A 21,307-nucleotide genomic window follows, 5' to 3' on the forward strand; every position below is an offset into this window, starting at 1 on the left:
AGATTTTATCCCCTTTTTAGCACACATTACTTCATAAAATTGCGGTAGCTGATTCTGTGACGCTATTAACAAAATTGTTTTCTTTTTTTACCCTTCAAATTTGACCTTTTGTTTTTGTCATCGATACGTAATAACCGTTGCAGCTAGTGGCACGGAATGATACAACTTTAGGTATCTGAGTGATGTTAACTAACAATATTGAAGGTAGGTAAGGTCAATGAGTCAGGTTTATAATTTTAGCGCAGGGCCGGCAATGTTACCCATTGAAGTCATGCGCCGTGCAGAGCAAGAATTTTGTAACTGGAAAGGTTTAGGGGTTTCTGTGATGGAAGTGAGCCATCGCGGGAAGGATTTTATTGAAGTTGCGAAAGAAGCAGAACAAGATTTACGCGACTTATTAAATATCCCTGATAACTATAAAGTTTTATTCTGTCATGGTGGTGCTCGTGCTCACTTTGCCACACTGCCAATGAACCTGTTAGGCGATAAAACGACAGCTGACTACATTGTCAGTGGCTATTGGTCGGAATCTGCGGCGAAAGAAGCTGCAAAATATTGCACACCGAATGTGATTGATGTCGTTCAAGAAAATAACGGTGTTGTCAGCATCAAACCAATGAGCGAATGGCCATTAAGCAAAGATGCAGCCTATGTTCATTATTGCCCGAATGAAACCATTGGTGGCTTAGCTATCCATGAAGAGCCTGATTTCCCTGCGGACAAAATTATTGTTGCTGACTATTCATCTGCGATTTTATCTAAACCTATCGATGTAAGTCGCTATGGTGTGATTTATGCCGGTGCACAGAAAAATATTGGTCCAGCAGGTTTAACGCTGGTTATCATTCGTGAAGACCTACTAGGCAAAGCTTCACCTCAAACGCCATCTGTTTTCGATTACACGGTACTTGCGCAATATGAATCCATGTTCAATACTCCGCCAACTTTTGCTTGGTATTTAGCGGGTATGGTTTTCAAATGGTTAAAAGAGCAAGGCGGATTGCAGGAAATTGCAAAACGTAACTATGAAAAATCACAGTTACTGTATAGCGCAATTGATGACAGTGAATTCTATATTAACCGCGTCGCGGTAGAAAACCGCTCTTGGATGAACGTACCATTCCAAATGCAAAACCCTGCACTGGATGCAACATTTATCGAAGATGCTAAAAACCAAGGGTTATTATCACTAAAAGGCCACAAGGTTTCTGGCGGAATGCGTGCATCTATTTACAATGCGATGCCGTTGGCGGGTGTTCAGGCGTTAGTCGACTTTATGGCTGATTTTGAACGCCATCATGCCTAATTTATGATGTACTAGTAGTCAAGCCGATTTGCTCAGGAAGAACGAGTCGGCTTATTAATTTAAATAACGATAAAAAAGTAGCAAATCACATCGGAGAAATCACTTTTCATGCAATCCCTGACATTACAACCAATTTCTTCAATTAATGGCACCATTAATCTGCCGGGATCAAAAAGTGTCTCCAACCGCGCACTTCTATTAGCCGCCATGGCAAAAGGCACCACGGTACTGACTAACTTATTAGACAGTGATGATATTCGCCATATGCTGAATGCATTAAGCCTACTAGGTGTTAAATATCAATTATCTGAAGATAAAACTCGTTGCCAAGTTGAAGGGATAAATGGCTGTTTATCTCATCAAGGTGAGCTTGAGATCTTTTTAGGTAATGCGGGCACAGCGATGCGTCCATTAACAGCAGCACTGTCATTATGCGCAAATAATATTGTGCTGACAGGCGAGCCTAGAATGAAAGAGCGCCCAATTGGTCACTTAGTTGATGCTTTAAGAGAAGGTGGTGCTGATATTGATTATCTTGAACAAGAAAATTACCCTCCGATGCGCTTAAACGGTGGCTTTGTTGGTGGGAATATTTCCGTAGATGGCTCGGTTTCTAGCCAATTTTTAACCGCATTACTAATGGCAGCGCCTTTAGCTTCTCAGGACACAGTCATTACGATTGCAGGCGATTTGGTTTCCAAACCGTATATCGACATTACGCTGGCATTAATGAAAACCTTCGGTGTGGATGTTGAAAATCATCAATACCAAAAGTTTGTGATTAAAGGCCAGCAGCAGTACGTATCCCCGGGTGAGTACCTTGTCGAGGGGGATGCGTCTTCCGCTTCCTATTTCCTTGCAGCAGCAGCGATTAAAGGTGGCGTCGTTCGAGTCACTGGGATAGGTTGCAACAGCTTACAGGGTGATACGAAATTCGCTAACGTTTTGGAAAAAATGGGCGCAATTATCCGCTGGGGGGATGATTACGTTGAATGTGAGCGTGGCACTCTGAACGGCATTGATATGGATATGAACGCTATTCCCGATGCAGCGATGACTATCGGAACGGTCGCTCTATTTGCAAAGGGCGAGACAGTTATTCGTAATATTTATAACTGGCGAGTAAAAGAAACAGATCGCTTATATGCAATGGCGACCGAACTGCGTAAAGTGGGCGCGGAAGTAGAAGAAGGGCATGATTTTATCCGTGTCGTACCACCAGCCCAGATAAAACACGCTGAAATCGAAACCTATAATGACCATCGTATTGCGATGTGCTTCTCGTTGGTAGCGCTTTCCGATACCCCTGTGACGATTCTAGATCCGGGTTGTACAGCAAAAACTTTCCCTGATTATTTCCAGCAACTCGCACGATTAAGTCACTAACTGAATTGGATTGGTTGATTAACATCAATGTGTTATCAACCAATTTTTTCCTTTCATTTTCCTTACCTTCATCTATTTTTATTTGTAACAAACTCACCTGCGTATTTCACAATATCGATGAGTAGGTATAATACTCCCACAGATTTTAATTGCGGGTAGCTGAAGCTATTTGCAGGAAAGGAGATTTTTTATGGTGGCTATCGCCCCTGTAATCACCGTTGATGGACCAAGCGGAGCGGGTAAGGGTACTCTTTGCCAAGCATTAGCAAATGAATTTGGATGGCAATTATTAGACTCTGGTGCGATTTACCGCGTATTAGCGTTAGCGGCTCTGCATCACCACGTCGATATTCAATCTGAAGATGCTTTAGTGCCTTTAGCTGCAAATTTAGATGTGCGTTTTGTACCTGAAGAAAATCGTTTAAAAGTTATTCTCGAAGGTGAAGATGTGTCTAATGAAATTAGGCAAGAAACCGTCGGGAACACCGCATCTCAAACAGCCACGTTCCCACGCGTGCGAGAAGCACTGTTAAGACGCCAGCGAGCATTTAGAATGATGCCCGGTTTAATCGCTGATGGCCGTGATATGGGTACGGTAGTTTTTCCTGATGCGCCAGTGAAAATTTTTCTGGATGCCTCCGCCGAGGAGCGAGCTCATCGCCGGATGAAGCAGTTGCAGGAGAAAGGGTTTGATGTTAACTTTGAGCGACTTTTGACCGAAATTCAAGAGCGCGATTATCGGGATCGTAACCGTCCGGTTGCTCCTCTTATTGCCGCTAAAGATGCGTTAGTGCTGGATTCCACAAGTATGTCTATTGAGGAAGTTATTGAAAAAGCACGCACCTACGCGAAAAAAATTCTACAATTATCGTGATAATAGGCTTTATTTTAGCTTATAATTAGATAATATACGCAATTACCTCCATGCTGGTTATTTTCTAGCATGGTTAAAACCTTGCGACAAGGAATGTTGTGGGGTATGTGAAACAACCCCATTTGGCGGGATGCTAGATGGACGTTAATATAAGACACTTGAAGATCATTAATATGACTGAATCTTTTGCTCAACTCTTTGAAGAATCCCTGCAGAATATTGAAACTCGTCCTGGTTCTATTGTACGCGGTACAGTAGTTGCTATCGATAAAGACGTAGTCCTGGTAGACGCAGGTCTTAAATCAGAATCTGCTATCCCAGTAGAACAGTTCAAAAATGCTCAGGGTGAGCTGGAAATCCAAGTTGGCGACGAAATCGATGTAGCTCTGGATGCAGTAGAAGATGGTTTCGGTGAAACTATTCTGTCTCGTGAGAAAGCTAAACGTCATGAAGCATGGCTGATGCTGGAAAAAGCTTACGAAGAAGCTGAAACTGTAACTGGTGTTATCAACGGTAAAGTTAAAGGTGGTTTCACTGTAGAACTGAACGGCATTCGTGCTTTCTTACCAGGTTCACTGGTAGATGTACGCCCAGTTCGTGATACTACGCACTTGGAAGGCAAAGAGCTTGAGTTCAAAGTAATCAAGCTGGATCAGAAACGCAACAACGTTGTTGTTTCTCGTCGTGCTGTAATTGAATCTGAAAGCAGCGCTGAGCGCGATCAACTGCTGGAAAATCTGCAAGAAGGCATGGAAGTTAAAGGTATCGTTAAGAACCTTACTGACTACGGTGCATTCGTTGATCTGGGCGGTGTTGACGGCCTGCTGCACATCACTGACATGGCTTGGAAACGTGTTAAACACCCAAGCGAAATCGTCAACGTTGGTGATGAAATCAATGTTAAAGTTCTGAAATTCGACCGTGAGCGCACTCGTGTTTCTCTGGGTCTGAAACAACTGGGCGAAGATCCTTGGGTCGCAATCGCTAAACGTTACCCAGAAGGTACTAAACTGACTGGTCGCGTTACTAACCTGACTGACTACGGTTGCTTCGTAGAAATCGAAGAAGGCGTTGAAGGTCTGGTTCACGTTTCAGAAATGGATTGGACTAACAAAAACATCCACCCATCTAAAGTTGTTAACGTTGGTGATGTTGTTGAAGTTATGGTTCTGGATATCGATGAAGAACGTCGTCGTATCTCTTTAGGCCTGAAACAATGCAAATCTAACCCATGGCAGCAATTTGCTGAGACTCACAACAAAGGCGACCGTGTTGAAGGTAAGATCAAGTCAATCACTGACTTCGGTATCTTCATTGGTCTGGACGGCGGCATCGATGGCCTGGTTCACCTGTCTGACATCTCCTGGAACGTTGCAGGCGAAGAAGCAGTTCGTGACTACAAAAAAGGTGACGAAATCGCAGCTGTTGTTCTGCAAGTCGACGCAGAGCGTGAGCGTATCTCTCTGGGCGTTAAACAGTTAGCTGAAGATCCATTCAACAACTACCTGGCAGCAACCAAGAAAGGCGCAATCGTTACTGGTAAAGTAATCGCAGTTGATGCTAAAGGTGCAACTGTAGAGCTGACTCTGGGCGTTGAAGGTTACCTGCGTGCATCAGAAGCTTCACGTGATCGTGTTGAAGATGCAACTCTGGTTCTGAACGTTGGTGATGATGTTGAAGCTAAATACACTGGTGTTGACCGTAAAAACCGTGTAATCAACCTGTCTGTTCGCGCTAAAGACGAAGCTGATGAGAAAGACGCTGTCGCAGCTGTGAACAAGCAAGAAGATACTGCATTCGGCAACAATGCAATGGCTGAAGCTTTCAAAGCAGCTAAAGGCGAATAATTAAGTGGGGGTAACTTCGGTTACCCCTTTGTATCGGTAGTTTAGGGAGGTACTATGACCAAGTCTGAATTAATTGAAAGACTGGCTAGCCAGCAGTCTCATCTTTCAGCGAAAACCGTTGAGGAAGCTGTAAAGGAAATACTTGAGCATATGGCTGATACGTTAGCTGAAGGCGAGCGTATTGAAGTCCGTGGATTCGGCAGTTTTTCTCTTCACTACCGTGCTCCACGCGTTGGCCGTAACCCAAAAACAGGTGATAAAGTGGAACTGGAAGGTAAATATGTTCCCCACTTTAAACCAGGTAAAGAGTTACGCGACCGTGTAAATATTTACGGCCAATAATCGACTGTAAATCTTAATTATTACTATAAAACAGCGCCTATATTGATATAGCGCTGTTTTTTTTATTTCTGCAATCTCCCCTTTCAATTTTCCCTATATTTCTCTCGAGCACCTTAATTAATCCATCATTTGTGGCTATTTTTGCGAAGCGCTTCGCAGCTCAATTTTTAATTCTTTTGCATTACACATTATTTTGGAATCACGCTTTAAATTTTTACTTACAGGGTTATTGAATCCCAGTGGATGCCTTTAACTTATCTGCACAGAAATAATCGTGGGTAGGTTTAAGGTCAATGGGAAACTATAGCCAGTATTACCAAAATACGCTCTCTTATATAGAAGCCTCTATTGCACTGATTATCGGTACGTTACCGCTACTTTTCTTGCAAAATATTCCTAGTTCTAGTCACTATTTAGTGGTCGGTATTATTCTGCTAGTCACTTTGGTTATTATTTGGCGCAATAAGCGCATTCGATTTTTGGCATTAATGGGAGCGGGGTTCCTTTGGGCTTGCTGGCATGGTGTTGAAGTGCGAAAGAAAATCGACTTTCTAAGTAGTGCTCATCGGCAATGGGATATTACGATTGTTAGCATTCCACTCAATCAGGATGATGCTAAAAAGAGAGCGAGAATAGACAGAGTCGATGGAATACGAATTTTTCCTCCGCTCTATGCTTCATGGAATTTAAAACAAAATAATCATGAAAAAGTCTGTGCAGGGCAGCAATGGCGGGTTGTTGGCAAGCTAAATCCTGTTCATGCTTCTCTGAATGAGGGCGGATTTGATCTGCAAAGGCATTTCATTGCTCAACGAGTCATCGGTACACTAAAAGTCAAACAAGCAGTACAAGTTGGTCAGCAATGTTCTCTACGGCAAAAAATTATTGACCAGTTCGACGAAATACTTTCGACACGACAAAATCATGGAATTATTTATGCGTTAATGTTTGGGGAAAGAGGAAGGCTTTCTGTCGAACATATACAATTATTGCAATCAACAGGATTGACACACTTGATCGCAATCTCTGGATTGCATATTGGAATCGCCTATTTAATTGGTTACTTATGCGCTCGCTTATTGCAATTTTTCTTACCTGTTAAATGGATAGGTGAGAATTTACCATTATTTTCAGGCGTTATATTTGCCTTACTCTATGCTTGGTTGTCGAATTTTGCGATTCCAGCAACTCGCGCTGTATTTGCATTGCTACTTTGGATTTATGTTCGTAAGCAGCCATTTTTCTGTTTTCCGTGGCAATGGGCGTTATGGAGTATTGCTGGGATTTTATTGTTTGATCCTCTTGCCATCCTTTCCGATAGCTTTTGGTTATCAAGCTTTGCTGTGTTAGCTATTCTGTATTGGTTTCGTGTTTTTCCCATTTCGTCTACGTTGAGTTGTCATCCAATCATGGGAAAAATAGTGCCACTAATTCATCTGCAAATTGGTTTATTGATTTTACTAATACCTATTCAAGTATTGTTGTTTAACGGCATTAATGTCATGAGCTTATTTGCAAACTTATGGTTTGTGCCTCTTATTACTTGGGTAGTAGTACCCGTTATTTTTAGCACGCTATTGTTGCCTCTTAGCGCTTGGCATAATGTTGCTTTCGGATTAATAGATAATATCCTTGAGTTTGGGCTAAGGCCGCTGACATATTTAAGCGGGTTTTGGACTGAAATTAACACAATGTCTATTTACACCGTGTTTTTTTGTTGGGTATTTGCTTTTATTATATTATTTGGTTGGTATAAAAATTACCTTGGTTTATTAAGTTGCATTGGTTTTTTATTATTTTTCACTAAGAGCCAAAGCCAGCACGAAGAGCATGACTGGTGCTTAACCATGTTGGATATTGGGCATGGGCTTGCTGTGGTTATGGTGCAAAATCAACAAGGGATTTTATATGATACGGGAAACCGCTGGCGTGATGGAAGCAACGCTAAACGGCAAATTATCCCTTTCTTAAAGCATCATCAAATCACGCCTATTAACGTAATTTTAAGTCACAATCACCTTGATCATACTGGTGGTATCTCCGATTTAATTGAAGCATATCCATGGTTAAATCTACGTAGCAGTTTTGGTCAGCTCAATCATCTTCCTTGTTATCAAGGATAACGTTGGCAATGGGGAATGTTAAGGTTCGAAGTATTGTGGCCCGAGAAATTAGCTGAGATATCGCACAATAATGACTCTTGTGTAATTCAGGTTAGTGATGGGCATCGGCGACTATTGCTTACGGGTGATTTGGAAAAACAAGGTGAAAAAAAGCTAGTATTACAAAATGATGGGCAGCTCAAAGCGGATATTTTATTTGTTCCTCATCATGGGAGTAATACATCTTCTACACCGTTATTTATACGAAAAGTACAGCCAACGTTGGCACTAGTTTCCTCTGCGAGATATAGCCCATGGAAAATACCATCAGATAAAGTCTATTTGCGCTATGCTAAAAAGAATATTCAGTGGCTAAATACGGCGGAGGAGGGGCAGGTAACAATATGTTTTAAAAAAGAAAAAATGGAAATTTTGCGTTACAGAAAAGAAATTAATCCACGTTGGTATCATCTGTGGTTTGGTGATCGCCAATTTCCCTTGTAGAATAGTGCGCTTACATTAAGTCTGGTAATAAAAGCATGAATGATCAAGACCTATCGACAAAGCAAACATTTAAGCGCCTATGGCCAACCATTGCGCCTTTTAAAATTGGATTAGTTGTTGCAGCAATTGCTCTTATCATCAACGCCGCAGGTGATGCGTTTATGATTTCTTTATTGAAACCATTATTAGATGACGGTTTTGGTAAAGCGGATAACAACACATTGAAGTGGTTACCGTTGGCAATTTTGGGCTTGATGATCGTGCGTGGATCTTCAAGTTTCGTCTCTACATACTGCGTTTCTTGGGTGTCAGGAAAAGTAGTGATGAGTATGCGCCGCAAATTATTTGGTCATATGATGGGAATGCCGGTGAGCTATTTTGACCAGCAATCCACAGGGACTTTATTATCGCGTATTACCTATGATTCAGAGCAGGTTGCATCTTCGGCATCTGGTGCTCTCATTACCATTATTCGCGAAGGAACTTATATCATCGCGTTATTTGGTATTATGTTTTATAACAGCTGGCAATTGTCGTTGATTTTGATTGCTATTGCTCCTGTCGTCTCTATCACCATCCGCGTAGTTTCTAAGCGTTTTCGTAAAATTAGCAAAAACATGCAAACGGGTATGGGACATGTGACGACTAGCGCTGAGCAGATGCTTAAAGGGCATAAAGAAGTCCTCATTTTTGGTGGGCAGAAAGTCGAAACTGAACGTTTTGATAAAGTCAGCAATAATATGCGCCGTCAAAATATGAAGATGGTTAGCGCCTCAGCTATTTCTGATCCTATTGTTCAGATGATTGCCTCTTTTGCATTAGCGTTTGTTTTGTACGCAGCAAGTTTCCCTGAAATTAAAGAGCAATTATCACCAGGTACGATAGGTGTTGTTTTCTCGTCCATGTTTGCGTTAATGCGCCCACTTAAGTCTCTAACTAACGTTAATGCGCAATTCCAGCGTGGAATGGCAGCTTGCCAAACGTTATTTGCGATTTTAGATACTGAAAAAGAGAAGGATGAAGGAACGAAAGTTCTGACTCAAGTGAAAGGTGATATTGAGTTCGACTCAGTCACGTTTACTTATCAAACCAAAGAACACCCTGCACTAGAGGATGTTTCTTTTACGCTTCCTGCAGGCAAATCCGTTGCTTTAGTGGGGCGCTCGGGTTCAGGTAAATCGACCATCGCTAACTTAATTACCCGCTTCTATGATATCGATAAGGGCAGTATCCGTATTGATGGGCATGATATTCGTGATTACACCTTAGAGTCATTGCGTAGCCAAGTGGCTCTGGTTTCCCAGCACGTATATTTATTCAACGATACTGTTGCAAATAATATTGCCTATGCGACAGACGGGCGATATAGCCGAGCAGAAATTGAAAAAGCCGCTGAAATGGCTTACGCCATGGACTTTATACAAAAGCTGGATAATGGCTTAGATACGATGATTGGTGAAAATGGTGTGATGCTTTCCGGTGGTCAACGCCAGCGTATTGCAATTGCTCGTGCATTATTACGTGATGCGCCAATCTTGATTTTAGATGAAGCAACATCCGCTCTGGATACTGAATCAGAGCGTGCAATTCAAGCTGCGTTAGATGAATTACAGAAGAATAGAACTTCATTAGTTATTGCTCACCGTTTATCCACTATTGAAAATGCGGATCAAATATTGGTTGTACAAGATGGGCATATCATTGAACGTGGTGACCACTCAACGCTATTAGCGAAAAATGGGGCATACGCACAATTGCATAGGATCCAATTTAAGAATGATTGAGCGAATTTGGTCCGGTAAATCATGGCTCTATATTTTGTTGCTTCCGTTATCCTTCCTGTATGGATTGATAACGTTAGTGCGTCATATCGGCTATAAAACCGGATTACTTCGCTCATGGAAAGCTCCTGTACCTGTTGTGGTTGTGGGGAATTTAACTGCAGGGGGAAATGGAAAGACCCCTGTGGTTATTTGGCTAGTTGAATCGCTCATGAAACAAGGTGTTAGTGTTGGGGTTGTTTCTCGTGGGTATGGAGGTCAATCTGACCATTATCCACTAGTGTTAGATCAAACAACAACGACGGCAGTTGCAGGGGATGAGCCAGTTTTGATTTATCATCGTACTCATGCGCCTGTTGCAGTGGCACCAAAACGTAGTGATGCCATTAAAGCATTACTCGATAACTATCAATTAGATATTATTGTTACAGACGATGGTTTACAGCATTACGCATTGCAACGTGACTATGAAATCGTTGTCATTGATGGGCAGCGTCGTTTTGGTAATGGCTGGTGGTTACCCGCTGGGCCAATGCGTGAACGTGCAGGGCGATTAAAAACAGTGAATGCCTTGATTGTAAATGGTGGTATTCCTAACCCAAATGAAACACTGATGTCCCTAGAAGGGGAAATGGCAGTGAACTTAGCTACAGGCGAAAAATGCGCAGTCACTGAGCTTAACAATGTGGTTGCGATGGCGGGAATAGGTCATCCACCTCGTTTTTTCTCTTCTTTAGAAAGCAAGGGATTAACGCTCATTAATACCCATGCATTTTCTGATCATCAAGCTTATAGCCAGCAGCAACTCGCCCCTTTAGCAGAGACAAGTCAAAATTTGCTAATGACTGAAAAGGATGCGGTCAAATGTCATTCCTTTGCACAGGACAATTGGTGGTATCTTCCTGTGGAAGCGAATTTTGATAAAATAGGCGAAAAACGAATCTTAAGTGAAATAAAATCACTTATCTGAAATAAAACAGCTTGCTTTTAGGATTAATTTCAGATAATAATACCTGCAATGTGATGCAGATCTACTTATTATGTACCAAGTTGCAATACATTAATAAGTGGATTATTTGCTAGCTTTAATTTTACGACCCGTTCTTGAGTTAGTCACTTATCCTCGCAAGACACTACTTACTCTACTATTTCGTGTTGTCATCATAATGTCAAAATAGACTGTTAAGTTCACGGTAAATGTGTGGTGCCTGAAACCTACACTTGGGTCGTTATAAGATATGCATAAACATTTGATGCATAAATTGGTTAAGTTAATTACTCTTAATTATGTTAATAGATTGGCTTGAATAGATAGTTCAGAATGAACTGATCGAAATAAATAGTTCAGCAAAATAAATGGAATAACGTGTAGAGAGTAATGATACAAATATAAAAAATTGTTCTCGGAACAAGAAGGAGTTTTAATATGAATTTTCAATTACATATGGGCCAAGTTAAATGGTTTGACGCAAAAGAAGGTTACGGCTTTATTTCACCTCGTAATGGTGGCGATGATATCTTCGTAACAACCAAATCAATTGCGAATAAAAAAATCAAATCTTTATCTGAAGGTCAAAACGTCGAGTTCTCTGTTACTCGTAATTCAGATGGTATAACGGCAAGAGACGTTATCGCTTACTAATTGAATTCTTAACATAAATATTTCTCCTGCACTATCCTCTCATTCTTCGCAGGAGATCTTAATAAGCAAGAATAGAGTTAACGGTGATACCTGCATGTGATATCCTGACGCCAAGTGAGTTTAAATCCATTTGGGAGAAAACATGGATCACCGTTTACTTGAAATTGTTGCTTGCCCATCCTGCCACGGCAAACTAAGTTACAACAAAGAAAACCTCGAATTAATCTGCAAATTTGATCATCTCGCTTTTCCTGTTCGTGATGGTATCCCCGTTTTACTTGAGAACGAAGCGCGTAAAGTTGCTTTAGACGAAGGACTGTAATCCTATGTTTACCGTCATTATTCCTGCGCGTTACGCTTCAACACGATTACCGGGTAAGCCTTTAGCAGATATTCACGGTAAACCGATGGTTGTTCGTGTCATGGAGCAAGCGATTAAATCAGGCGCCAGTCGAGTCATTATTGCAACTGACCACCCCGATGTCGCTGCAGCGGTCATCGCAGCGGGTGGGGAAGCTTGTATGACCAATCCCGATCATCAATCTGGCACGGAACGTTTGGCTGAAGTGATTGACACTTACGGCTTTTCCGATGACGAAATTATTGTCAATGTGCAGGGTGATGAACCGCTGATCCCACCAGAAATTATTCGCCAAGTCGCTCATAATTTGCAAGGTAGTCAGGCAAATATGGGGACACTCGCTGTCCCTATTCATAGTGCGCAAGAAGCCTTTAATCCGAATGCGGTGAAGGTTGTGATGGATAAAGACGGTTACGCGCTTTATTTTTCTCGAGCGACAATTCCGTGGGATAGAGACCAATTTGCAAAGAGTAAAGAGACCATCGGTGATACTTTCTTGCGCCACATTGGTATCTACGCTTATCGCGCTGGCTTTATTCGTCGTTATATCGCGTGGGATGCTAGCCCATTAGAGAAAATCGAGATGCTAGAGCAGCTTCGCGTGCTTTGGTATGGTGAGAAAATTCATGTGGCGGTTGCTGAAAAGGCACCGGGCGCAGGGGTGGATACACCAGAAGATCTCGAATTGGTAAGACAAGAATTTCAGCCATAATTTCTAGTGTGAATAATGGTCTGATAAAACAAGGGGAAACTGAATAAGTTTCCCCTTTGTATTTTACTCTGCCTGATTATCTTCGATTGGCTGGGTGTTATCGGGCTTTAAGTGCCACCAAATTGAACCAATGAGCTCATACCATGCCCGCTCGCTGTGGCTAAAATAAAATGCGGAAGGAATGTAGCGCTCCCAAGGATTCAAATCGCTGGTGATCACCAATTGATTGGCTGGGGCTGGATAAGGCTGCATTCCACGACTCGTAAACATCTTCAACGCACGGGGTAAATGGTTCGCTGAAGTCACTAACAAGAACGGCTGCTTACCAATAATTTTTTCAACTTCATAGGCTTCTTCTTGCGTATCTTTCGGTTCGGTTAGCGGGATTGTATCTGTCGCTGGAACTCCTAAAGATTGAGCAACCATGGATGCGACTTCGGCGCTACTGATTGGGCTACTGGCTTTACCGCCAGTAAAAATCAATTTGCTGCCGGGATGCTGCAGATAAAGACGTACCCCTTCAGTGACTCGAGGCAAGCTGTTACTGAGCAAATTCGAGCTAGGACTCCAGTCTGGGTTATAGGTAAACCCGCCGCCCAAAACCACAATATATTTTATCTCTTTAGGTGGATTCGTGGTGATAAGCTCATAACGTTTATTATAAGGGCCTTCAACGGGCGCCAGTAGCCGATCAGAAATGGGTTGTAGCCCTAATAGCGAGATGATAACAAGGCTTAATGTCACCAAGGATTTTCCACTTTTTTGCCAGCGGGTAAACCATAATAAAATCAGTCCAATTCCCCCAATAATCAATAATAAGGGCAGAGGCATTAATAGTGAACCAAGGTATTTTTTAAGCAGAAATAACATAGAAAGCCTGTTATGAAGATAATGTAAGCGAATAGGGACAAATGTAGCTGCATCAGCAATAAAATGCCATGTAAAATAAATCGGATACAAAATAAAGTACTATGCAAAAACAGCTAGATTATCTGTTATAATTCTTGGTTTTGATATGCTGTAAATAACTCATGATAGGTAACTGGAACGCAGATGGCAGACCGCAACTTTGATGATATTGTCGATAAATTTGCAAAAAATATTTATGGAACGACAAAAGGAAAAATTCGCGAAGCGGTAGTTTGGCAAGATCTTACCCAGTTACTGGAAACGCATTTTAAAGGTCAAACATTACGCATATTAGATGCGGGCGGCGGAGAAGGGCATTTTTCTCGTCAATTAGCTGCAATGGGTCATCAGGTTATTCTTTGCGATTTATCCGAAGAAATGTTAGAACGGGCATCGGTGCTTGCTGATGAACAAGGAATTAGCGAGAATATCAGCTTTGTTCACTGCGCTGTTCAAGATATCGCTCAACACCTTGATGAACCAGTTGATTTTGTCTTGTTTCATGCGGTACTTGAATGGATTAGCGACCAAAAATATGCATTAGAGCAACTGGCAGAGATTATCAGACCGGAAGGCATATTTTCTGTCATGTTCTATAATGCAAATGGCTTGGTGATGCGTAATGCAATTTTAGGTAATTTTCATCTCGCAACTCCTCATATCCAGCGTCGTCGCAAACGTTCATTATCGCCACAGAATCCGCTTTTCCCTCAACAAGTTGACGAGTGGCTTATTGGTTGCGGTATGGATATTTTAGGCAAAAGTGGCGTCAGAGTGTTCCATGATTATTTGCAAAGTAGACAATTACAACAAAAAGACTTTCCAGCGTTATTGGCGCTTGAACAACAATATTGTCGTGAAGAACCCTATATCAGCATGGGGCGATATATTCATGTCATGGCACGCAAACAAACCCAAAAGGACGATTTATGAGTGATTTTTCCCAGACCGTCCCTGAACTCGTGTCTTGGGCACGAAAAAATGATTTTGCGATTTCCCTACCCGCAGAGCGCTTAGCATTTTTGCTGGCCGTCGCAGTGCTTAACAGTGAGCGGGTTAACGGTGAAATGAGTGAAGGGGAGCTGGTGGATGCGTTTCGAGAAGTGTGCAAAGGCTTCGAACAAACCACCGAATCACTGGCAGTCAGAGCGAATAACGCCATCAACGACATGGTTCGCCAAAAAATATTTAACCGTTTTGCCAGCGACATTGTCGAAGGAAATGCGATTTATCGCCTAACGCCACTCGGCATTGGCATTAGTGATTACTATATTCGTCAACGCGAATTTTCGACATTAAGATTGTCGATGCAGTTATCGATTGTGGCGGGAGAGCTACAGCGTGCAGCGGAATCAGCCGAAGAAGGTGGTGATGAATTTTATTGGCACCGTCATGTTTTTGCGCCATTAAAATATTCAGTCGCTGAAATTTTTGACAGTATTGACCTGTCACAGCGAATTATGGACGAGCAACAAAACAGCGTTAAAGATGATATTGCTGCACTTTTAAACCAAGACTGGCAGGCAGCGATTGCCAATTGTGAGCAGCTACTTTCTGAAACGTCCGGTACATTAAGAGAATTGCAAGACACTTTAGAAGCAGCTGGCGATAAGCTACAGGCAAATTTATTGCGCATCCAAGAAGCGAATATGAACGCACCGCAGTTCTCGGAAATGGTTGACCGGCTGATCTTTGATTTGCAAAACAAGCTAGACCGTATTGTGAGTTGGGGGCAGCAATCCATTGATTTATGGATTGGTTACGACCGACATGTTCACAAATTTATCCGTACAGCGATTGATATGGATAAAAACCGTATATTTTCTCAACGTTTACGTCAATCTGTACAGCAGTACCTCGATAGCCCTTGGGCACTCACCTATGCCAATGCGGATAGGCTTTTTGATATGCGTGATGAGGAGCTGGCACTTCATGATCAAGAGGTGATGGGGGAACTCCCACCTGATCTGGAATTTGAAGAGTTCAGTGAACTTAATGACCAATTAGCGGCGTTAATCGAAGCGCAACTTGCGTTCTATAAAACGGATAACAAACCGCTGGATGTCGGTCACGTATTACAGAGTTATCTGACGCAATACCCACAGAAACGCCATTTTGATGTTGCGCGTATTATTATCGATCAGGCTGTAAAACTAGGTATCGCAGAGGCTGATCTGGCGGGATTACCGGCAGAATGGCGCGCTATTAATGATCACGGAGCCAAGGTACAGGCACATGTCATCGACAAATATTGAACAATTTATGCCAGTTAAACTGGCTCAAGCACTAGCTAACCCTATTTTTCCTGAGCTGGACAGCCAACTGCGTGCTGGTCGCCATATTAGTATTGATGACCTTGATAATCATGCATTTTTAATGGATTTTCAGGAATCGTTAGAGCAATTTTATGCTCGTTATAATGTTGAACTGATCCGGGCGCCAGAAGGCTTTTTCTATTTGCGTCCCCGCTCAAGCACCTTAATTCCCCGTTCTGTTTTGTCCGAACTGGACATGATGGTGGGTAAAATTCTGTGCTACCTCTATTTGAGTCCTGAGCGTCTAACCAACCAAGGGGTCTTTACCTCTCAAGAGCTGTTTGAAGAATTATTGTCGCTGGCCGACGAAAGCAAATTACTGAAATTTGTTAACCAACGCTCCACAGGTTCAGACCTTGATAAACAAAAATTGCAGGAAAAACTGAGAACCTCCTTAAACCGTTTACGCCGTTTAGGTATGGTCTATTTCCTGCAAAATGACTCCAGCAAATTTATTATTAATGAGTCTGTATTCCGCTTTGGTGCGGATGTGCGTAGTGGCGATAATCCACAAGAAGCACAATTACGCATGATCCGTGATGGTGAAGCGGTCTCTCTTGAAGGGGAATTATCGCTAAGAGACAGCGATGAAGACGAAACGGATGAGAGTCAAGACCTGGCTGACAGTGAAGAGGATGAACAAGAATGATTGAACGCGGAAAATTTCGCTCACTGACGCTGGTGAACTGGAACGGCTTTTTTGCTCGTACTTTTGACCTTGATGAATTAGTCACAACCCTATCTGGGGGAAATGGTGCGGGTAAATCCACCACCATGGCGGCCTTTATTACCGCCATGATCCCTGACTTAACGTTACTGCACTTCCGTAATACCACAGAAGCAGGGGCCACCTCGGGTTCCCGTGATAAAGGTCTACACGGAAAACTGCGTCCTGGTGTCTGTTATGCCGTACTGGATGTCTTAAACTCTAAACATCAACGAGTTATGGTCGGTGTTCGCTTACAGCAAGTTGCTGGGCGCGATAAAAAAGTCGATATCAAACCGTTTATGATCCAAGGCGTGCCATTAGCCACAGTGCCAACGGAAGTATTAACGGAAGTGTTTGAAGGGCGCCAAGCTAAGGTTATTCCATTGAATGACCTGAAAGAGCGCGTAGAAAAACAAGAAGGCATCCAATTTAAGCAATTTAACTCGATCACGGACTACCACTCAGTATTATTTGAATTGGGTGTGCTACCAAAACGTCTACGTTCAGCAGGGGATCGTAGTAAATATTACCGTTTGATTGAAGCCTCCTTATATGGCGGTATTTCAAGCGCGATCACTCGCTCACTGCGTGATTATTTATTACCGGAAAACAGCGGTGTACGTAAAGCATTCCAAGATATGGAAGCGGCATTACGTGAAAACCGTTTAACACTGGAAGCCATTCGCGTAACACAATCTGACCGTGATTTATTCAAACATTTGATCAGCGAAGCCACAGACTATGTATCTGCGGACTATATGCGTCACTCAAATGAACGTCGAATTCACTTAGATGCGGCATTGGCCGCCCGTAACGAACTGTATAGCAACCGCAAACAGCTGCGCGTTGAACAAGTTCGTAGTGTGGAAATGGCGCGTGAATTAAATGAACAAAACGAAGCGTCGACGGAAATCGAAGCGGATTACCAAGCGGCAAGTGACCACTTAAATCTGGTGCAAGCGGCGTTACGTCATCAAGAAAAAATTGACCGTTACCAAGCCGATATTGAAGAGCTGACTTATCGTCTTGAAGAGCAAAGTGAAGTTGTCGCTGAAGCCACAGAAAAACACGAAGAGCTTGATGCTCGTGCGCAAGCGGCTGAAATTGAAGTGGATGAGTTGAAAAACCAGCTTGCAGATTACCAGCAAGCGTTGGATGTACAGCAAACTCGTGCAATTCAATATCAGCAAGCACTTCATGCTTTAAACCGTGCTCGCGAACTCTGCCAGCTACCTGATCTGACCATTGAAAATATCGATGAATGGCTGGAAACCTTTGAAGCCAAAGAGCAGCAAGCCACAGAAGCCTTACTCGCTTTAGAGCAAAAAATGAGCGTGGCGGATGCGGCTCATAGCCAGTTTGAGCAAGCGTATCAACTGGTGAAAACTATGTTAGGTGATGTGAGCCGCAGGGATGCATATACGCAAGCGCGTTCATTACTGCGCGACTGGTCATCGCAACAACATTTAGCAGAGCGTGTTCAGCCGCTGCGTATGCAATTATCTGAACTGCAACAGCGTTTAGACAGCCAGCGTAATGCTGAAAAATTACTGAGCGAATTCTGTAAACGTTATGGGCAAAGTGTTGAGCCGGACGAGCTTGATGCCTTGATGGCGGAGTTGGAAATTCTGCAAGAAGAGTTAAGTACTGGCGTTAATGAAAGTGGCGAAAAACGCATGCAAATGCGCCAAGAGTTGGAACAAATTCGCCAGCGTATCAGCCAGCTTTCCGCTAAAGCGCCTGCGTGGATTATGGCGCAAGAAGCACTGACTCAACTCAATGAACAATCGGGTGAAACTTTCGAAAATAGCACTGAAGTGACTGAATTTATGCAACAACTTCTTGAGCAAGAAAGGGAAATTACGGTTGAACGTGATGAAGTTGCAGCGCAACGCCGTGACCTCGATAAGCAAATCGAACGTTTAAGCCAGCCTAGTGGTGCCGAAGATGGGCGCATGCTGGCACTGGCAGAGCGCTTTAATGGCGTGTTGTTATCTGAAATCTACGACGATATTACCATTGAAGATGCGGCGTATTTCTCTGCATTGTACGGCCCTGCGCGCCACGGTATCGTGGTACAAGATTTGGCTGTGGTTCGTGAGCAGCTAGAAAATCTACAAGATTGCCCTGATGATGTGTACTTTATCGAGGGGGATCCATCTTCATTTGATGACAGCGTTTTTGATGCTCAAGAGTTTGAAAATGCGGTATTAGTCCGTTCATCAGAGCGTCAATGGCGCTATTCCCGCTACCCAGAGTTACCGCTATTTGGTCGAGCTGCCCGTGAGAGTCATTTAGAGTCACTGAGTGCTGAGCGTGATGAATTGGCGGAACGTTATGCGACCTTGTCGTTTGATGTGCAAAAAATTCAGCGTGCTCACCAAGCATTTAGCCGCTTTATCGGTCAGCATATTTCAGTGGCATTTGAAGCGGATCCTGAAGCTGAAATTCGTACATTAAATCAAAAACGTACTGAATTAGAGCGTGGACTGAACCAATTTGAAGAACAGACCCAGCAACAACGCCAACAGTTCGCTCAAGGTAAAGAAAATTTACTGGCATTAAATCGTTTATTGCCGCAAGTGAATTTGTTGATGGATGAAACGCTGGTTGATCGCGTTGAAGAGATCCGAGAAGAGCTTTCTGAAGCTGAGGAAGCGGCTCATTTCATCAATAAACACGGTAATAATCTGGCGAAGTTAGAGCCGATTGTGACGGTATTACTCAGTGATCCTGAGCAACATGATCAACTGCGTAAAGATTATGAATTGGCGAAACATACCCAGCAAAATGCGAAGCAACAAGCCTTTGCTTTGGTGGAAGTGGCTCAACGTCGCGCACACTTTAGTTACAGTGATTCGACGGGTATGGTCAATGAAAATGCGGACTTGAATGAAAAACTGCGCCAGCGTTTAGAGCATGCGGAAGCCGATAGAACTCGTGCCCGTGAGCTATTACGCCAGCAACAAGCGCAAAGCACGCAATATCATCAAGTTTTGGCATCGCTGCGCAGTTCATTCGACACCAAGCAAGAAATGTTGAAAGAACTTGAAGCAGAAATGCAAGAAATGGGCGTGAAAGCGGACCCTGATGCACAAGAGCGTGCCAGCATTCGCCGTGATGAATTACATCAATCTGTTATGGCAAACCGTAGTCGCATCAACCAGTTAGAAAAACAACTGACGTTATGTGAAGCGGAAATGGATAACCTGCAAAAACGTCTGCGTAAGCTGGAAAAAGATTATTACCAAATCCGTGAGCAAGTCGTGATGGCGAAAGCGGGCTGGTGTGCCGTGATGCGCTTGGTGAAAGATAATGGCGTTGAGCGTCGTCTGCATCGTCGCGAATTGGCTTATACCGATGGTGATAGTTTACGTTCGATGTCAGATAAGGCGTTAGGAGCGCTGCGTTTAGCGGTGGCGGATAACGAACATCTGCGTGATGTACTGCGCATGTCTGAAGATCCTAAACATCCTGAACGTAAAATTCAGTTCTTTATTGCGGTTTACCAACATCTGCGTGAGCGTATTCGCCAAGATATTATTCGTACCGATGACCCAATCGATGCGATTGAACAGATGGAAATTGAGTTAGCGCGTCTGACCGAAGAGTTAACTGCCCGTGAGCAAAAACTGGCAATTAGCTCGAAGAGTGTGGCGAATATCATTCGTAAAACTATCCAGCGTGAGCAAAACCGTATTCGTATGCTGAACCAAGGCTTACAAGCGGTGGCATTTGGTCAGGTTAAAGGGGTTAGATTGAATGTGAATATTCGCGAAAGCCACGCCTTATTGCTGAGCGTGCTATCCGAAGAGAGCGAATTACACCAAGACCTGTTTACTAGCCAACGTTTAACCTTCTCTGAAGCGATGGCGAAACTGTATCAACGCCTGAACCCACAGATGGATATGGGGCAACGCCTGCCGCAAACCATTGGTGAAGAACTGTTAGATTACCGTAACTACTTAGAGTTAGAAGTTGAAGTTAACCGCGGCTCTGATGGTTGGTTAAAAGCAGAAAGTGGGGCGTTATCAACCGGTGAAGCGATTGGTACGGGTATGTCTATCTTAGTGATGGTTGTCCAGAGCTGGGAAGAAGAAGCTCGCCGACTGCGTGCGAAAGATATCATTCCATGTCGCTTACTGTTCTTGGATGAAGCGGCGCGTTTGGATGCGAAGTCTATCGCCACGTTATTTGAGTTATGTGACCGACTGGAAATGCAGCTTATTATTGCTGCGCCGGAAAACATCAGCCCAGAGAAAGGAACCACATATAAACTGGTGCGTAAAGTGACTGGTAATACGGAACATGTTCACGTCGTTGGGTTAAAAGGTTTTGGTCAGGATAATCCTGCTCCGCAAGCATTACCTCAATAATTAATTTTTGTTTTTAGATAATAAAACCGACATAGGAAACTGTGTCGGTTTTTTATTATCTTTGTATTTTTAATTTCTTTATTTTTATTATCTTCATTTCCCTGTAAATCATTAATAGATGACCGCAATGAGATTTGAATC

15 protein-coding genes and 1 pseudogene are annotated in these 21,307 nt (G+C 43.0%); 15 read left to right on the forward strand and 1 reads right to left on the reverse strand.

The annotated features are described in order from the left end of the window. Positions 1–217 precede the first annotated feature (217 nt). From serC to kdsB, 11 genes and pseudogenes are all read left to right on the forward strand, one after another. Complete coding sequence (serC, locus tag ACY3ZI_RS06950) at positions 218–1,306, forward strand: 3-phosphoserine/phosphohydroxythreonine transaminase (protein ID WP_211885124.1); 1,089 nt, start codon at positions 218–220, stop codon at positions 1,304–1,306. A 108-nt stretch (positions 1,307–1,414) separates the two neighbouring features. Continuing rightward, positions 1,415–2,692: a 3-phosphoshikimate 1-carboxyvinyltransferase gene (aroA, locus tag ACY3ZI_RS06955; RefSeq protein WP_487376727.1), complete on the forward strand. Its 1,278-nt coding sequence runs from the start codon at positions 1,415–1,417 to the stop codon at positions 2,690–2,692. Positions 2,693–2,882: 190 nt separating this feature from the next. Then, entirely contained in the window at positions 2,883–3,566 is a 684-nt protein-coding gene (gene cmk, locus ACY3ZI_RS06960; RefSeq protein WP_036951769.1) for a (d)CMP kinase, read from the forward strand. A 173-nt stretch (positions 3,567–3,739) separates the two neighbouring features. Beyond that, on the forward strand, positions 3,740–5,413 hold the full coding sequence (gene rpsA, locus ACY3ZI_RS06965) for a 30S ribosomal protein S1 (RefSeq protein ID WP_006662163.1): 1,674 nt from the start codon (positions 3,740–3,742) through the stop codon (positions 5,411–5,413). A 54-nt stretch (positions 5,414–5,467) separates the two neighbouring features. Then, positions 5,468–5,755, forward strand: coding sequence for an integration host factor subunit beta (gene ihfB, locus ACY3ZI_RS06970; RefSeq protein ID WP_006657810.1), 288 nt, complete (start codon positions 5,468–5,470; stop codon positions 5,753–5,755). A 293-nt stretch (positions 5,756–6,048) separates the two neighbouring features. Further along, positions 6,049–8,361 (forward strand): annotated as a pseudogene (locus ACY3ZI_RS06975) (DNA internalization-related competence protein ComEC/Rec2). Between the two features lie 35 nt (positions 8,362–8,396). Continuing rightward, positions 8,397–10,145: a lipid A ABC transporter ATP-binding protein/permease MsbA gene (msbA, locus tag ACY3ZI_RS06980; protein WP_036951762.1), complete on the forward strand. Its 1,749-nt coding sequence runs from the start codon at positions 8,397–8,399 to the stop codon at positions 10,143–10,145. Next, a complete protein-coding gene (gene lpxK, locus ACY3ZI_RS06985; RefSeq protein ID WP_211885126.1) occupies positions 10,138–11,112 on the forward strand; it encodes a tetraacyldisaccharide 4'-kinase in 975 nt (324 codons plus the stop codon). Before msbA ends, lpxK begins: the two co-directional genes overlap by 8 nt. A gap of 456 nt (positions 11,113–11,568) precedes the next feature. Continuing rightward, positions 11,569–11,784: a cold-shock protein gene (locus ACY3ZI_RS06990; protein ID WP_036951758.1), complete on the forward strand. Its 216-nt coding sequence runs from the start codon at positions 11,569–11,571 to the stop codon at positions 11,782–11,784. A gap of 142 nt (positions 11,785–11,926) precedes the next feature. After that, complete coding sequence (locus tag ACY3ZI_RS06995) at positions 11,927–12,106, forward strand: Trm112 family protein (RefSeq protein WP_036951756.1); 180 nt, start codon at positions 11,927–11,929, stop codon at positions 12,104–12,106. A 4-nt stretch (positions 12,107–12,110) separates the two neighbouring features. Further along, entirely contained in the window at positions 12,111–12,857 is a 747-nt protein-coding gene (gene kdsB / locus ACY3ZI_RS07000) for a 3-deoxy-manno-octulosonate cytidylyltransferase (protein ID WP_154639096.1), read from the forward strand. A 63-nt stretch (positions 12,858–12,920) separates the two neighbouring features. On the opposite strand, the gene elyC is transcribed toward kdsB, so the two are convergent. After that, a complete protein-coding gene (gene elyC / locus ACY3ZI_RS07005) occupies positions 12,921–13,727 on the reverse strand; it encodes an envelope biogenesis factor ElyC (protein WP_211885127.1) in 807 nt (268 codons plus the stop codon). A gap of 183 nt (positions 13,728–13,910) precedes the next feature. On the opposite strand from elyC, the gene cmoM reads away from it, so the two are divergent. The 4 genes from cmoM to mukB are packed head-to-tail and all read left to right on the forward strand — an operon-like array spanning position 13,911 to position 21,166. Beyond that, entirely contained in the window at positions 13,911–14,699 is a 789-nt protein-coding gene (cmoM, locus tag ACY3ZI_RS07010) for a tRNA uridine 5-oxyacetic acid(34) methyltransferase CmoM (protein ID WP_211885129.1), read from the forward strand. Beyond that, positions 14,696–16,021 (forward strand): chromosome partition protein MukF, encoded by a 1,326-nt coding sequence (gene mukF / locus ACY3ZI_RS07015; RefSeq protein ID WP_132494492.1) that lies wholly within the window; start codon positions 14,696–14,698, stop codon positions 16,019–16,021. Before cmoM ends, mukF begins: the two co-directional genes overlap by 4 nt. Further along, positions 16,002–16,730: a chromosome partition protein MukE gene (mukE, locus tag ACY3ZI_RS07020; protein WP_036951742.1), complete on the forward strand. Its 729-nt coding sequence runs from the start codon at positions 16,002–16,004 to the stop codon at positions 16,728–16,730. Before mukF ends, mukE begins: the two co-directional genes overlap by 20 nt. After that, positions 16,727–21,166: a chromosome partition protein MukB gene (gene mukB, locus ACY3ZI_RS07025; protein WP_211885130.1), complete on the forward strand. Its 4,440-nt coding sequence runs from the start codon at positions 16,727–16,729 to the stop codon at positions 21,164–21,166. The genes mukE and mukB overlap by 4 nt, the downstream gene beginning before the upstream one ends. Positions 21,167–21,307 lie beyond the last annotated feature (141 nt).

Source organism: Providencia sp. LY12, assembly GCF_057621555.1.